The organism is Methanogenium cariaci JCM 10550 (assembly GCF_001315945.1).
GTDB lineage: Archaea > Halobacteriota > Methanomicrobia > Methanomicrobiales > Methanomicrobiaceae > Methanogenium > Methanogenium cariaci.
The window spans coordinates 188376-203174 of sequence record NZ_BBBG01000002.1; the positions used below are offsets into that span (position 1 = coordinate 188376).

The 14799-nt window shown below is 51.8% G+C and carries 22 protein-coding genes and 1 pseudogene; 21 read left to right on the forward strand and 2 right to left on the reverse strand.

The annotated features are described in order from the left end of the window. Together JCM10550_RS03300 and JCM10550_RS03305 are read left to right on the forward strand one after the other, a co-directional pair. Positions 1-474: a hypothetical protein gene (locus JCM10550_RS03300; protein WP_062396950.1), complete on the forward strand. Its 474-nt coding sequence runs from the start codon at positions 1-3 to the stop codon at positions 472-474. A 51-nt stretch (positions 475-525) separates the two neighbouring features. Further along, positions 526-975, forward strand: a complete 450-nt coding sequence (locus tag JCM10550_RS03305; RefSeq protein ID WP_062396952.1) for a metal-dependent transcriptional regulator — start codon at positions 526-528, stop codon at positions 973-975. Between the two features lie 100 nt (positions 976-1075). On the opposite strand, the gene JCM10550_RS03310 is transcribed toward JCM10550_RS03305, so the two are convergent. Beyond that, complete coding sequence (locus tag JCM10550_RS03310; protein WP_218185092.1) at positions 1076-1363, reverse strand: CGGC domain-containing protein; 288 nt, start codon at positions 1361-1363, stop codon at positions 1076-1078. A gap of 1197 nt (positions 1364-2560) precedes the next feature. Between JCM10550_RS03310 and JCM10550_RS16770 the strand changes: the two genes are divergently transcribed. The 8 genes from JCM10550_RS16770 to JCM10550_RS21720 are packed head-to-tail and all read left to right on the forward strand — an operon-like array spanning position 2561 to position 5065. Next, positions 2561-2668 (forward strand): FeoA domain-containing protein, encoded by a 108-nt coding sequence (locus JCM10550_RS16770; protein WP_083475267.1) that lies wholly within the window; start codon positions 2561-2563, stop codon positions 2666-2668. Next, positions 2668-2901 carry a FeoA family protein gene (locus JCM10550_RS03325; protein ID WP_062396955.1) on the forward strand — a complete coding sequence of 78 codons (234 nt, stop codon included), beginning with the start codon at positions 2668-2670 and terminating at the stop codon, positions 2899-2901. The genes JCM10550_RS16770 and JCM10550_RS03325 overlap by 1 nt, the downstream gene beginning before the upstream one ends. Before the next feature lie 60 nt (positions 2902-2961). Further along, on the forward strand, positions 2962-3297 hold the full coding sequence (locus JCM10550_RS24295) for a FeoB small GTPase domain-containing protein (protein WP_062396956.1): 336 nt from the start codon (positions 2962-2964) through the stop codon (positions 3295-3297). Further along, positions 3270-3545 carry a FeoB small GTPase domain-containing protein gene (locus JCM10550_RS24300; protein ID WP_157199886.1) on the forward strand — a complete coding sequence of 92 codons (276 nt, stop codon included), beginning with the start codon at positions 3270-3272 and terminating at the stop codon, positions 3543-3545. Before JCM10550_RS24295 ends, JCM10550_RS24300 begins: the two co-directional genes overlap by 28 nt. Beyond that, positions 3546-3743 carry a hypothetical protein gene (locus JCM10550_RS03340; RefSeq protein WP_062396958.1) on the forward strand — a complete coding sequence of 66 codons (198 nt, stop codon included), beginning with the start codon at positions 3546-3548 and terminating at the stop codon, positions 3741-3743. Further along, positions 3740-4456, forward strand: a complete 717-nt coding sequence (locus tag JCM10550_RS03345; protein WP_062396959.1) for a nucleoside recognition domain-containing protein — start codon at positions 3740-3742, stop codon at positions 4454-4456. The genes JCM10550_RS03340 and JCM10550_RS03345 overlap by 4 nt, the downstream gene beginning before the upstream one ends. Then, entirely contained in the window at positions 4453-4776 is a 324-nt protein-coding gene (locus tag JCM10550_RS03350) for a nucleoside recognition domain-containing protein (RefSeq protein WP_062396961.1), read from the forward strand. Before JCM10550_RS03345 ends, JCM10550_RS03350 begins: the two co-directional genes overlap by 4 nt. Position 4777: 1 nt before the next feature. Continuing rightward, positions 4778-5065 (forward strand): hypothetical protein, encoded by a 288-nt coding sequence (locus JCM10550_RS21720; RefSeq protein WP_245618664.1) that lies wholly within the window; start codon positions 4778-4780, stop codon positions 5063-5065. A 59-nt stretch (positions 5066-5124) separates the two neighbouring features. Here JCM10550_RS21720 and JCM10550_RS21725 read toward each other — a convergent pair whose 3' ends face one another. Further along, complete coding sequence (locus JCM10550_RS21725) at positions 5125-5286, reverse strand: hypothetical protein (RefSeq protein ID WP_245618665.1); 162 nt, start codon at positions 5284-5286, stop codon at positions 5125-5127. A 44-nt stretch (positions 5287-5330) separates the two neighbouring features. Here JCM10550_RS21725 and JCM10550_RS03360 point away from each other — a divergent pair, with 44 nt between their 5' ends. The 11 genes and pseudogenes from JCM10550_RS03360 (at position 5331) to JCM10550_RS03400 (ending at position 14730) form a co-directional block, all read left to right on the forward strand. Continuing rightward, the gene (locus JCM10550_RS03360) at positions 5331-5780 is read left to right on the forward strand and encodes a metal-dependent transcriptional regulator (RefSeq protein WP_062396963.1); all 450 of its coding nucleotides are present in this window, start codon (positions 5331-5333) and stop codon (positions 5778-5780) included. Positions 5781-6014: 234 nt separating this feature from the next. Continuing rightward, complete coding sequence (locus JCM10550_RS03365; RefSeq protein ID WP_245618666.1) at positions 6015-6896, forward strand: radical SAM protein; 882 nt, start codon at positions 6015-6017, stop codon at positions 6894-6896. 143 nt (positions 6897-7039) lie between these two features. Beyond that, positions 7040-7339, forward strand: coding sequence for a hypothetical protein (locus JCM10550_RS18065; protein WP_157199887.1), 300 nt, complete (start codon positions 7040-7042; stop codon positions 7337-7339). A gap of 206 nt (positions 7340-7545) precedes the next feature. Then, positions 7546-7957, forward strand: a pseudogene (locus JCM10550_RS03370) (pyridoxamine 5'-phosphate oxidase family protein). A gap of 608 nt (positions 7958-8565) precedes the next feature. Beyond that, positions 8566-8973: a ParA family protein gene (locus JCM10550_RS21730; RefSeq protein WP_245618667.1), complete on the forward strand. Its 408-nt coding sequence runs from the start codon at positions 8566-8568 to the stop codon at positions 8971-8973. A gap of 38 nt (positions 8974-9011) precedes the next feature. Then, entirely contained in the window at positions 9012-9350 is a 339-nt protein-coding gene (locus tag JCM10550_RS21735; protein ID WP_245618668.1) for a hypothetical protein, read from the forward strand. Positions 9351-9394: 44 nt separating this feature from the next. After that, entirely contained in the window at positions 9395-10516 is a 1122-nt protein-coding gene (locus JCM10550_RS03380; protein WP_062396965.1) for a PAS domain-containing protein, read from the forward strand. Further along, positions 10516-12423 (forward strand): hypothetical protein, encoded by a 1908-nt coding sequence (locus tag JCM10550_RS03385; protein WP_062396967.1) that lies wholly within the window; start codon positions 10516-10518, stop codon positions 12421-12423. Before JCM10550_RS03380 ends, JCM10550_RS03385 begins: the two co-directional genes overlap by 1 nt. Beyond that, a complete protein-coding gene (locus JCM10550_RS03390) occupies positions 12383-13027 on the forward strand; it encodes a hypothetical protein (RefSeq protein WP_062396969.1) in 645 nt (214 codons plus the stop codon). Before JCM10550_RS03385 ends, JCM10550_RS03390 begins: the two co-directional genes overlap by 41 nt. Positions 13028-13044: 17 nt before the next feature. Next, complete coding sequence (locus JCM10550_RS03395; protein WP_062396971.1) at positions 13045-14232, forward strand: methyl-accepting chemotaxis protein; 1188 nt, start codon at positions 13045-13047, stop codon at positions 14230-14232. An 18-nt stretch (positions 14233-14250) separates the two neighbouring features. Continuing rightward, entirely contained in the window at positions 14251-14730 is a 480-nt protein-coding gene (locus JCM10550_RS03400) for a chemotaxis protein CheW (protein WP_062396973.1), read from the forward strand. Positions 14731-14799 lie beyond the last annotated feature (69 nt).

The following is a 14799-nucleotide window of genomic DNA, read 5'->3' on the forward strand; positions in this document are numbered from 1 at the left end:
ATGGAACAGAAAAACAGTATATCAGGTATTTACATCGGACTGCTTGGCCTTGTGACACTGGCATGTGGCCTTGCGGACATCTTCGTCTGGGCCGGCATCACTTCCGGATTCCAGGTTGGCATTCTCGAAATTGCGGGGGGGGATGACTTCTTCCGCTGGGCATGGGGGGGCGGCTTTATTATGGTCTGTGCCGGCCTCTTCATGCTTGCGGGCAGCAGAAATGCTCTTTCCCTTCAGCAGTTTGGGAAAGTGACTCTGGGAGCAGTCCTCGTCTGGGTCATCGGAGGTACAGATATCTTTGCACGACTCTGTGAGAATATTCCTGCAGGGGGGGAAGAGGCACCGGAGTTTTTTAACTCCTTCTCCGGATTTATTGGTGGGTTCGCCCCGCCGTATCCGCCTGCCGTGATTCTCCTGCCATTTACGCTGGTCATCCTCTACCTGCTGTATATGCGGGCCTATGATACGGATTAACCAGGTGTGTCACCAACACACGATATTTTTTAAACCGGTTATGTGGTAGAAATGGAGGATGGACATATTGCAAAACACCTCAGCAGAAAGGCTGAGGATTATCTGGAAGCAATTCTCAATGTCACGCTTGAGAAGGGATATGCCCGGACAAAGGACGTGGCGCATGAGCTGGGGCTCAGCCCCCCCTCAAGCGTTGTCGAGATGTTCCGGAAGCTTGACGCTATGCACCTCGTCTGTTACCGGCGGTATGAGGGGGGGGTGGTCTTTCTTCCGGAAGGACGGCAGATTGCAGAGACGATTAAGTACCGTCATGACACGCTGAAGAAATTTTTATTGCTCATCGCGGTGCCGGAGGATATTGCTGATGCGGATGCCTGTTTCATGGAGCATGAACTGCATCCTGAGACTGTGCGCCGGATACACCATTTTATTGATTGTATGGAGGAAAATCCTTCATTTCGCCAGCAGATTCAGCATCGTCAGGATCTCTCTGTTCGCTGAGCGGTGAAAATAGATCATCGGGATGTGTGGAATGGTATGGATTGTGAAAAAGATATTTTTGTTTTTATTGTATCGAGTGCCTGAAATACCCGTTTCATACCTATTTTGTCAAAATAGAGTGCCGGAGTTCACTTGGAAGTCCGTTCTCAGTGCGTCCACTCGATGATTTTAATATCCGGGCCGACTGCTTGATGACGGCGTCCCGCATGTTTGCATAATGTGGGCAGGGATAGCCAATGGGGTTGCCCTTTGAGATGCAGGACGCAAAGACAATCGCCTCGGCACCCCCCCGTTCGACAAGCATCTTTGCACGTGGGATGGCCCGCTTTCCCGGGCAGCCGCCACAGGTGATAAAACCAACGATATTGACGGGGGCCTGTCTCTGCAAAGGCGCCTTTTCCTTCTGCTGTTACTTTAAAGTCTGTTGTCCCCGGGCAGATATCTTCTGTCATGAGGCAGCGGATGATGCCTACGTTCATAGTAATCATGGAATCTGGGCGGCTTGCCTGCTTAAATATATGGGGGCACATATCAGACGGAGATCATGACCGCTGACTTTGATGATCTTCGGAAATGATGGCAATATCCGAACACTATTTGTAATCCAACCAATATCAGAGATTTTTGCGGGCAGAGTACATCTCTACCGAAGGGCATATACTGTGGTATGATACGAACGATATCAACCAGCATTCCGAGACGATATCAGAACAGTTGTTCACCGGTTAGCCGGGGGGGGAGACAGTGGTAAGATGAGTTGCCGAAGTGGTATACGGGGGGGAATTTCATCACCTGACCATCTACCTGATATTCTGCAGGGGGGGTTGCTCTTTCCTGTTTCCTCTGAGATCCATGCACGAACCCGTGCTGAAATCTCTGTGAAAGAGTGTCCTCTGTCGGTGCGGGTATGAACGCCGGTATTTGCATGGCTGCCCCTGGTCTCCTCTGTAAGAGAGTGCACAAGACAATTCCGGGGGGGTTTTCCTCTTCAGACGGAGGTGGAAGTATGTGACCTGATGTCCAGCTGCAAAGGGAGCACTGTTCGGGCACGTGCCCCCGTGGACGGCACCATGGAATTTTGTTCCAAATAATTTCCACACCTATGCACACACGTATACACGCCCATATCATACCTTGAATGCTCTGTAAATACCAGGGTATTTGAATAATCCTTTCGCATAACATACCTTCACACCCGGAGGTTCTCCTGGCTGGCCTCGTATGCATATCATATGTATCTGTGGCGTACTGGCCGGGTCAATATCGTTTATATTCTGGGGAATTCCCCTGTTTTTGGTAAATATTTTCTTCTGCGATGGTTTCCTGTTGTGTGCGCTATGGGGGGGGAGTATGTTTCGGTTTTCCAAATCATTTCCGAATCAATTACGCATTCCAGGAATAATCCGAAATTCTTTCGGCCCCCCCTCTTGATACCGACCGAATTGCAGAGAATATATCAGACAATTATGATCCTGAATGAGTTGCATCCCGGTGAGCGCGGACGTGTCATAGGGATAGAGGGCGGACATCGTCTCCAACAAAAACTTGCCTGCGGGGGGGTGTTGCGGAAGGGTGTACGCTTACCATGGTATCATCATCGTGCGGGCCGGTGGCAGTGGAAGTGAGGGGGGGTAGTACACTGGCCCTCGGCCGCTGTATGGCCCGACAGATACAGGTTGTGAAGGTGGACTGATGCGGGTCAAACTCTCAGATTTGTCTTTTGACACAACAGCAGTCGTCCGGGAAATTCAGACCCCTGCACATGACCTGAACTGTATGGGACTCCGGGTAGGTAAGGAACTAAAAATGGTCACCAAACAGCCCATCAAAGGCCCGGTGGTTGTACTTATTGGTGAGCTGGAAATAGCCATGGGTCTTGAGACGGCTGAACTGATCGTGGTTGAGACCGGGGGGGCTGATGCATGACCGGGGGGGGAGAACAGAGGGGGGGGTGCAGTTCCTCCGAAGGAAGGGACTACAGTCCTGATGCTTGGCAACCCGAATGTCGGCAAGAGTGCACTTTTTAACCGGATCACGGGTGCCGATGCTGTGGTATCGAACTATCCCGGCACAACGGTTGACTTTACCCGTGGCACTTTTATCGAAGGTGGCCATACCTATACCATCATCGATGTGCCCGGCACCTATTCCCTTGAACCACGGGACGCGGCCGAAGAAGTGGCTGTCAGGATGCTCCGTGACTATCCGGATGCAACCGTGATGATCGTGCTTGACGCAACCAAGACTGACCGGGGGGGCCTTTACATCGCTCTTGAGGTGATGGAACGGGGGGGGTGCCCTGTATTATCGCGGTCAATATGATGGACGCCGCTCATGAAAAGAAGATCACGGTCGACGTCGCCGCACTCCAGCGTATTCTGGGTGTGCCGGTGGTCTCGACGACGGCGACCAGCGGGGGGGAAGGGGGGGTTCGTCACCTCGCAGAGCAGATCCGAAAAGCGCAGGTTGCTGATCTTGAGGCCATCGCACAGCGCCTGCGGGGGGGTGAAGAGCCACAGAGAGAACCGCTCCGCGCCTGTGGTGGTTGTGGCGGATGTGGGAAGTGCTGAATGGTCATATCTTCTGATTCCCGCTGGGAGATGGTGGATGCCATCACCCGACAGACGATCACCTATGGTACCTACAAACAGACGCTGAAGGATGTGCTGGGTGATCTGACCGTCAAACCGCTCACCGGGATACCGGTGGCAGTGGCGGCACTCTATGCGTTCTGGAGTATCTTCACCTCGTTTGCGGGCACCTCGTGACCGACGGGTTCATGGTGAAGATATTCGACGGCTACTGGCTGCCGTGGCTGCAGTCGGTCTGGCCGGATCCCACGAGCTGGCACTACTTCCTCTTTGTGGGGGGGAACCCCGCAGCAGACACCTGTTTTGAGGCATTCGGGATGCTCACATCAGGTCTCTTTGTCTCGATCGGTGTGGTGCTTCCTGCGGTTTTTATCTTCTATCTGATGATGACCATCCTGGAAGACTCCGGATATCTGCCCCCCCGGCTTGCCGTTCTCATGGACTCGGTGCTCCATCGTATCGGGCTGCACGGCTATGCGATTGTGCCCACCATTCTCGGCTTGGGGTGCAATGTGCCGGCGGTGACTGCCACCCGTATTCTGGAGACCAAAAAACAACGGTTCATCATGATGACCCTGATTGCCCTCTTCATTCCCTGCGGGGGCGCAGCTGGGTATCATGATGAGTGTGCTGCCCGGCAACCTGATGGGAGTGGTGATGCTCTGCCTTGTTATCGGCTTTGGCATCTTTGGGTTTGTCTTAAACAAGGTGATCCCGGGGGGGAGAATCCTGAGATCCTCGTGGATGTACCCCCCCTCTACCACTGGCCGGTGAAGGAGTATGTGGCAAAGAAACTCTGGAACCGGACCAAAGGCTTCCTGAAAGAGGCAGTGCCCTTTGTGCTCTTCGGTGTGCTGGTGGTAAACCTTCTCTACCTCGGGGGGGCGTGATTCAGGCACTGGCGAACCTCCTGGAACCGATCTTTGTCATCTGGTTCGGCGTTCCCAAAGAGACCGTCGGGCCGCTCATTGCGGCATTCCTGAGAAAAGATCTGGCAATCGCACAGCTCACAACCATCCCGATGACCACCTACCAGATGGTCGCTTCGGTGGTTTTGGTGACGATTTACTTCCCGTGTGTGGCCACCTTTGTGGTCATGCTCCGTGAGGGCTGGAAAGAGCTGTGTGCGGCCATTGCCGTGCTCTTTGTGGTCGTATTCATCTATGGCGGTATCATTCACGCCGTCGGTATCCTGTTGGGAGTCGCATAACATGGAACAAAATGTTCAGAAAATCACGCCCGTTGGCGTCTATATCGGTCTGCTTGGTCTTGTGATCCTTGCGTTCGGCCTCGCAGACATCTTCGTCTGGGCCGGTGCCAGTCCCGGTTTACAGGCAGGTATCCTTGGAATCGCAGGTGATGACTTCTTCCGATGGGCATGGGGGGGCGGGTTTATTATGGTCTGTGCCGGCCTCTTCATGCTCAGTGGCTGCACCCGGGTGACTACATTGCAGCAGTCTGCAAAGGTGGTTTTGGTGGAGTCCTTGTCTGGATTATAGCGGGAACGGATCTCTTTGCCCTGCTCTGTGCGGCAATTCCCGCAGATGCCTCATCTCCGTCATTCTTCAACTCCTTCTCCGGCTTTCTGGCCACGTTTGCCCCCCCACCCTATACACCAGCCATGCTTCTCCTGCCATTCACACTGGGTATCCTGTATTTGATCCATGTCCGGGATACTGATGATGCCTGACAGACCCGGATACCGGATTGCCCGGGTCACCTATTTTATCATCTTTTGCAGATGAGTACCTGTGCAGGAATAGTATGGAGGAAGGATACATTGCAAAACACCTCAGCAGAAAGGCTGAGGATTATCTTGAAGCGATCCTCAATGTCACCCTTGAGAAAGGCTATGCCCGGACGAAGGATGTTGCTGACCAGCTGGGCTCAGCCCCCTCCAGTGTAGTTGAGATGTTCCGGAAGCTGGACAGTCTGGGCCTTGTTGAATACCGGCGGTATGAAGGAGTGGTCTTTCGGCCCGAGGGACGGAAGATTGCCGAAGTGATCAAGTACCGCCACGATACCCTGAAGAAATTTTTACTGTTGATAGGCGTGCCTGACAAAGTGGCTGAGCAGGATGCCTGTTTTATGGAACATGAGCTTAACCCTGAGACGGTGCGCCGTATCCGGCTCTTTCTTGAAGCCATGGATGACGACTCCTCCTTCCGTCAGCAGATCCAGCAGGAAATTTCCCGGCGGATTTTGGACAAATAACCGTTTTTTTGGTAAAATTCCTCTTTTCAGGCCCGGATGCCGGTGGAGGTGCGGAGGTGACTGCCGGTTTTGTTCCGGGGGGGAGGTATCCCTGCACCCCCCCTTGCATTGTAACAGAGCTTAGGTTAATGCTCTGTTACCTGCTACTTCACTTTCAGTTATGGGATATCAGTATCTCTTCGGCCCCCCCGTGCCGTCACGTCGGCTGGGGGGGTCTCGCTCGGCATTGACCTTGTGCCCCCCCACAAGACCTGCAGTTACAACTGCATCTACTGTGAGTGCGGAAAGACAACCTGCCTCACGACGGAACGAACCGAATTCTACCCAACGGATGCCATCATCCGTGAGATTGATGATTACCTTTCAACCGGTCCTCAACTTGATTTTATCACCTTTTCCGGTTCCGGGGGGGAGCCAACGCTCCACTCCGGCATTGGCAGGATTGCCCGCCACATACGGGAGACGTTCCCAGACTACCGGATGGCGCTGCTCACGAATGGCAGCCTCTTCAATGATCCGGAGGTGCGTGCGGAGGCGGCCGATGTGCATGTTATCGTGCCATCTCTGGACGCGGTATCGGAATCTGTTTTTGAAAAAATAGATCGGCCTTGTGCGTCCATCACGGCAGCAGACGTTGTTTCAGGTCTGGTCTCTCTCAGAAAGGAGTTCACCGGTGAAATCTGGTTGGAGATCTTCATCATCCCCCCCGGCCTGAATGACACGGATGAGGAGTTGCTCTTCCTGCGGGATGCGATTGCAGAGATTCGCCCCGACCGGGTGCAGCTGAATGCACTGGACCGGCCGGGCATCGCAGACTGGATCACCGTCCCCACCGTTGAGGAGATGGACCGGATTGCTGCCTCACTCGGATTTCCCGGAGTGGAAGTGGTGGAGGGACTTCCTTCCCGCTCAGATATTGCCTCGTTCTCACAGGATGTACGTGAGTCCATACTTGGGACCATCCGGAGGCGGCCGTGCACGATGGATGACCTCGGCCGGATACTGGGGGCTGCACCCGAACGAGATTCGCAAATACACGGATACGCTCATCGCAGATGGGCAGATTGGGGGGAGAAAAAGGAAGATCGTGGCACGTTCTTTGTCGCTCTCTCCTGAGTGGTCTCTTCGCAGGCCACGTGCAGCCCGGACAAAAGACATGGTGATACAGCTGATGACTCTGGACGTATACCTGCAGGCAGATTCGAAGTCAGAGTAAGATTTATCCAATCATTCCGCCATTCATCTGTTGTGATCTGATAATGGCCCGATACCAGTTTCCTTTGACTGTTCTTCTCTGTCTCGTTGCAGTTGCCGTTCTTGCATGCGGCTGCACCGACGGGGGGACAGATAATCCTGATGCCGTGAGCGGCACCGGAACCGTAGTGTATAATGACCTTGAGGGTGGATTCTACGGGATTGTCACCGATGACGGCACCCGGTACCTCCCATCAACATGCCGGATGAGTTTAAACAGGACAAACTCCCGGTCACCTTTACGGGAATCGTGCAGAAAGATGTGGTCACCATCCAGCAATGGGGCACGCCCCCCCTTGAGCTGAGCGAGATCTCATCCGGTGATCAGGTGGTGAAGATAGAATCCACTGTTTGAACTGCCCTTCTCCCCCCCCACTCCTGATCTTTCTCCAGCATATGAAAAGAGACATTCATAGCCCACAAATCCGTATTGTTCCCTATCCCCCCCGGGATGTCAATCTGACAATTGAATTTATCACCATATACACAAATAGGGGCAGTGGTGAGACCCATGACAGCACTCACAGAAGAGATGAAAGCCGCCTTTGCGACGATGAAGGCATTTCCGGTTGCCACCGCCTCAAAGAACGGATGGCCGAACGTTGTGCCCATAGGATTTGTAGAGCTCGTTGATGACGAGACGATCTGGATTGCGGACAATTTTATGAAAAAGACGCTTGCAAATATCCGGGAGAATCCGAAAGTCTCCATCTATGTCTGGGGGGGCCGGATACAAAGGGCTGTTTCCAGATCAAAGGCGATGTCAGACTGAAGACGTTCGGTGCGGATTTTGAAAAGATGCAGCAGATTGTCTGGGCAAAGATGGCGAAGGCACCTGCAAAGGGGGGGCTTATGATCGTAAAAATTCGTGAAGTGTTCCAGTGTGCCCCCCCGGTCCGGGTGCTGGGGAAAAACTTCTCTGATTTCTTTAATCCTTCTCATTTTCGCAGGTGTGATTCCGCAGGTCCGTCTCCGTACATCCGCGGCATCTATGTAATACAGAATATGTGATTTCTCTGGTCTTTAGCCAAAGGAATGCACGCATACACTCACCGGTATTTGATATGCAAATGTATATTAAATTTCACTTTGGGGGAAATTTGCTGTGACCTGGGAATATGGACTAATTGTGGTGTGATTGATTATAATTTATCTAAATTTATTTTTTATTTACAATGTTTTGTGCGATTGTAATTGTGATATAGTTACTGTAAAAATCATTAAAACAATTATATGTCCTGTTGGTTTTGTTTATTAACTTAATTGTTCATTTTTGTGTATGTAATTACAATAAATCACATGCGAATACGAAAACCCGATGTGAATATTATATTATTGTTTGTTAATTTGATCAAATTTAACGTTCAATAATGATGTAAATTAAATCGTTTAAACTATATGCTTGCTCCACCAAACCCAATATAAATACTTGTTTGTATGCAGAGGTGTAAATAATTTTGATTGTAACATTTGCCCACCATAAGGGGGGGGTACTGGAAAAACAACGTCATGTTTAAATATTTCCGGATTTTTGCATGAATATGGTAAGCGTGTGCTGGTCATCGACTGCGATCCGCAGGCAAATGCAACATCCGGTCTTGGCATTGATCCGTGTTCCGATCGGCTGAGTATGTATGATGTGTTCATGTCATATGCGGGAGATTATCCTGACGTTGGCTTGGCGGATATCATTACGGAGACAAAATCCGGTATTTTTCTGGCGCCTTCATCCCTTGATCTCGTCGGGGGGGCCGAGCCGTACCTCTATACGATTGACAACCGTGCTGCGATACTGAAAGATGCGATCGCAGAGCTTGGCGATGCGTATGGCTGCATCCTCATCGATACCCCGCCGAGTATGGGGGGGCAATTCGTTCTCAACGGGCTTGTTGCCGCAGACCGGGTTGTTGTTACCTTTGACAGCGGCATCTTTGCCTGAAAGGGGGGGCCGAGGCGCTCTCGACGATCATGGGTGATGTGGAGACCTATGTTGGTGATACGGTAGTCGCCGATGTGGCTGTTCTCACGCAGTGGGATAAAGCTCCTGCCGCACCTGTATCAGCTGAAGGATTTGGAGCACGGCTGAAACAACTCTTCTTTGGAACGCCTGATTCTGGTGATAATGGCGGAGAAAAAGAACGACTGACTGCATTTGAGAATGACGTGAAGAAATCATTTGAGACGGTATACACCGTCCCGTTCGACACAAACATACAGAAAGCGCAGGAGAATGGGATTCCCCTCCCGCAGTTTGCACCAGAGTGTGAGGCTGCCTGTGTCTATCGTAAAATTGCAGAACAATTAAACTCGCAGTGAAACCGGCTGAAAAATATTGAAATAATTCTAAGAGGTGTGTAAATATGGAAAAAACAGGAAGAAAAGCATTATTTCAGGCGGCCCCGTCAGATAACGGAAATACTGGCGGAAATGAAATCCTGAACGATTGGGTAAAGATACTGAAATCTGCCGTTGAGGGAGACGCATCCGCGAGGATTGATCTTGATTCCGTTGACGGTTCACTGAAACCACTCGGTGAAACACTCAATCTGGCAATCGAAAAAATATCAACTGATTCTGCAGATATTCAAAATAAAAAGCGACTGATCGGAAACGCGCAGAAGCGCTACCGGGAGATTATTCAGCAGAATCCGATGCCGATGCTCCTTATAAATAAGAATCTGAAGATTGTCGTTACTAATCCTGCCTATGAGGAGATGAGCGGATATACTACCAACGACCTCCGTACAATGAATATTCGTGATTTTCGCGTTGTGGAGAGTGATGGAGATGGTATCAAAAAGGCATTCTCAGAGGGTATTCGTTCCGCCGGAGAGATGGTGGTCGATCTCCCGAGCGGAACACGTATCCTTGAACAGCACAGTATTCCTGTCAGAAATGATGCCGGAGAAATAACAAATGTTCTTCTGGCATTCCAGGACCTTACTGATCTCAGGCGGGAAATGGGTGAGATCAATCTGCTGAACAAGAAGGCAGAATCGTTCATCAAACAGAACCCGCAGGCGATTGCGGTGCTCGGTCCTGACAAGTCCCGTATTGACCTCAATAAGGAGTATGAGCGTGTCTGGCGGGGGGGAAGCTACGAGGAGCTGATGAGAAAGAAGCTCTACGACTTTGACATCACGATGACTGGCGGCGATGACTTCTACGCTTCCTATGAGACAAAAAGGCTTGCCGTAAGCGATATGGAGCTGAAGTGGCCGAACGGTGATAAGACGTATGTGACACTCTACCAGGTGCCGATTCTTGATGATAATGGCGACATTCTCATCAACTACTACATCTATCAGGATCGCACTGCTGAAGTCGAGGAAAAGGGAGCGATTCAGCTCTTACAGAAGCAGTCAGAATCGTTCATCAAACAGAACCCGCAGGCGATTGCGGTGCTCGGTCCTGACAAGTCCCGTATTGACCTCAATAAGGAGTATGGGCGTGTCTGGCGGGGGGAAGCTACGAGGAGCTGATGAGAAAGAAGCTCTACGACTTTGACATCACGATGACGGGCGGTGATGACTTCTACGCTTCCTATGAGACAAAAAGGCTTGCCGTAAGCGATATGGAGCTGAAGTGGCCGAACGGTGATAAGACGTATGTGACGCTCTACCAGGTGCCTATTCTCGATGATAATGGCGACATTCTCGTCAACTACTACATCTATCAGGATCGCACTGCTGAAGTCGAGGAAAAGGGAGCGATTCAGCTCTTACAGAAGCAGTCAGAATCGTTTATCAAACAGAACCCGCAGGCGATTGCGGTGCTCGGTCCTGACAAGTCCCGTATCGACCTGAATAAAGAGTATGAGCGTGTTTGGCGGGGGGGAAGTTACGAGGAGCTGATGGCAAAGAAGCTCTACGACTTTGACATCACGATGACCGGCGGCGAAGATTTCTATGCCTCCTACGAGACAAAAAGGCTTGCCGTAAGCGATATGGAGCTGAAGTGGCCGAATGGCGATAAGACGTATGTGACGCTCTACCAAGTGCCTATTCTCGACGATAATGGCGACATTCTCGTCAACTATTACATCTACCAGGACCGCACTGCTGAAGTTGAAGAGAAAGGAGAGATCGAGCAGCTTCAGAAGAAAGCAGAATCGTTCATCAAACAGAACCCGCAGGCGATTGCGGTGCTTGGCCCTGACAAGACCCGTCTTGATATCAACAAGGAGTATGAGCGTGTCTGGCGGGGGGGGAGCTACGAGGAGCTGATGGCAAAGAAGCTCTACGACTTTGACATCACGATGACGGGCGGCGAAGACTTCTATGCCTCGTTTGAGACAAAACGTCTTGCCGTAACCAATATGGAGCTGAAATGGCCGAACGGCGATAAGACGTATGTGACGCTCTATCAGGTGCCGATTCTTGATGATAATGGCGACATTCTCGTCAACTACTACATCTACCAGGACCTCACGAAGGATGTCTCGGTGGAGAAGTATCTCAATAATGAGGTAGAGAAATTGAAGGCCAATCTCGAGATGTTCTCCCACGGTGACCTGACATTCAACTCTGTTGTTGATGAGGGCAACGAATACACCACGGTGGTGCGTGACAACTTCGCTCAGATCAACGGCAGTATTGACGGGGTGAGGGACGCTGTTGGTTCACTCCTCGCAGATGTGGGTACGCTTGCCGAAGCCACCGTTGAAGGAAAACTTGACACCCGTGTGGATGCGAGTTTCCACAGTGGAGAATTTGCAAAGGTTATCGGAGGTGTCAACGATATCATTGATGCAATGGTCGGCCCCCCCTTAAATGTGACCGCAGAGTATGTGGACCGTATCTCAAAGGGTGACATTCCTGAGAAGATTACTGATGCATATGCAGGTGACTTCAATGAGATCAAGAACAACCTGAATGCGTGCATCGACGGTCTTGGCGGTCTTGTTGAAGCCAATGCAGTGCTACAGAGGATGGCGGACAACGACTACACTGTGAAGGTTGAAGGTGATTATGTCGGTCTCTTTGCTGATGTTGCCACTGCTACCAATGCAGTCACCGAACGTCTGCTCCACCTTCAGGACACCGCCCAGAATATCGCTGTGGGTGACCTGAGTGACCTTGGGGGGGCCTACAAAGCAATTGGACAGCGGTCAGAAAACGACAGGCTGGTCCCATCTTTCGTCTCCATGATGGAGAACATCGAAGCTGTGGTTGACGATGCCAATATGCTTGCAGAGGCGGGTGTGAACGGGCAGCTCGACGTGCGTGCGGATGCCACGCGCCATGCGGGTGCGTATGGCGAGGTAATTTCTGGGATCAACAACACGCTCGATGCAATGGTCGGTCCGCTGAATGTGGCTGCTGAGTATGTGGACCGTATTTCGAAGGGTGACATCCCCCGAGAAGGTTACAGACGCGTGGAAGGGTGACTTCAATGAGGTCAAGAACAACCTCAACCAGTGTATCAATGCGGTTAACCTGCTTGTCGCTGATGCCGGTCTGCTGGCACAGGCCGGTGTTGATGGCAGGCTTGATGTCCGGGCTGACGGCTCGAAGCACCAGGGTGACTTCCGCAAGATCGTGGATGGTGTCAACGGTACGCTTGATGCCATCGGTGCTCCGCTTCAGGAGACGATGGCGTTGCTTGAGCGGATGGCCGTCAACGACTACACCACAAAGATTGAGAACACGTATCCCGGCGATTACGCGAAGGTAACACAAAATCTGAATGAAGTGCTGGGGAGGCTGGTTAATGTCCAGGATACACTGCAGAATATTGCGGCAGGTGATCTGAGCGATCTCCATGATTACAAAACTCTGGGCCAGCGCTCAAAGAACGATAAACTCAACCCGTCATTTATCGGCATGATCGAGAGCCTTCAGGCCGTGGTAGATGATGCAGAGATGCTCGCGCAGGCCGGGGGGGTGAACGGTCAGCTCGATGTGCGTGCGGATGCGACCCGCCACAAAGGTGCATATGGTGAAGTGATTGGCGGCATCAACAACTGTCTGGACGCAGTGTTGGTCCGCTGAATGTTGCTGCGGAGTATGTGGATCGTATTGCGAAGGGAGACATCCCGGAGAAGATCACCGATGTGTATGCGGGTGACTTCAATGAGATCAAGAACAACCTCAACGAGTGTATTGATGCGGTCAACCTGCTTGTGGTGGACACCAATATGCTGGTAGACGCCGCAGCAGCAGGCAAGCTCACCGCCCGTGCCGACGTTTCCCAGCACGCCGGGGGGGACTTTGCAAAGATTGTGGGTGGCATCAACCAGACCTTTGATGTGATTAACGAGCCGTTCCGTGAAGTGAACGCCGCGATTGCACAGCTGGATGTCACTGCCGATGAAACGACCCGGGGGGGTGCTGACGAGATTGCAAAGGCGGCCGAGCAGGTTGCGCTGACCAGTCAGCAATGTGCCGATCTGGGCAACTCGCTTATTATCCAGATAGAGGAAGTGGACCGGCAGGTTGCCGATCTCTCGGCAAGCAACGAGGAGATTGCAAGTACCTCACAGGAGGTGCACGAACATGCGGTGCAGACCGCTGAGATCGGTGAAAAAGCCCAGAAACTCGGTGCCGAGGCGAACGCCAAGATGACTGTCGTCGAAGATATTGCAAAGCAGAGTGTGGATGGGATCGAGGATCTCAACAGCCGGATGCAGGAGATTGACAATGTCGTCAAGCAGGTCAATGACATTACCAACCAGATCAACCTGCTCGCACTCAACGCGGCCATTGAAGCAGCCAGAGCAGGTGAACACGGCCGTGGATTCGCGGTGGTCGCAGGAGAAGTGCGAAATCTTGCCGTGGAAGCCAAGGCGGCAACCGGGCAGATTGACCAGGTGATTGCGGGCGTCCAGACGATCAGTGCAAAGACGGCCGAGGCGATCGGTTCTGCCCATACCGAGATCGGTTCCGGTGTGGCAAGTGTGAACGCGACGATTGGGGGGGCACTTAACGAGATCGTGAAGGGTTCTCAGGATATGAAACTGAATCTGGACGAGATTGCCAAGGCGATTGAGGATCAGGCGAACATGGCCAATCGCATCGTCGAGGCGATGGAAGAAAGCAGCCGTCTGACCCGTGAGAACCAGGGGGGGCAGGTGGAGGAACTGGCCTCGCTTGCCGAAGAAGCGAGCGCCTCGACCGAGGAGATTGGCAGCTCCATATACGAGGTGAAGAACATGGCCGGTGACCTCAAACAGACTATGGACAAGTTTGAGGTCTAAAATCCAGGTGAGAAGAATATGGCAACAATTGATGTGGTTGAATTCGAGATCGGGGGGGGCGAGCATTATGCCTTCGATATTCACCTTGCGCGAGAGATTGTGGAGATGATACCAATCACCCCTATCCCCCCCGGCGCACCACCGTATATCGCAGGGATCATCAATCTCCGTGGTGAGATCACCAATGTCATCCGGATAAACGAACTCCTCTCGCTCACCGAGGGAAAGAAAGTCGAGGATCAGAAGATCATCGTGCTTGTCTCCAACGGGAACGAAGGCTCAGGTATTGGTATCATTGTTGACGAAGTGCATGCTGTCAATGCGATCTCAGAGGATGATGTCGAGCAGATTGGAGAGAATATATCATCTGATATCAACGGATTTATTAAGGGGATTATTATGGTCCGGGATGTCGAAAACAGCGGGAAAGAAGGACTGGTGATCTGGCTTGATATGGAAAAGATCCTCGGTGACCTTATTACGAGACATCAGGGATAGTTGCGCATCGGAATGATTTTCCAAAATTTATTGGGAGCATTGACATTCTTCTTCGGAACCAGTGCTCTC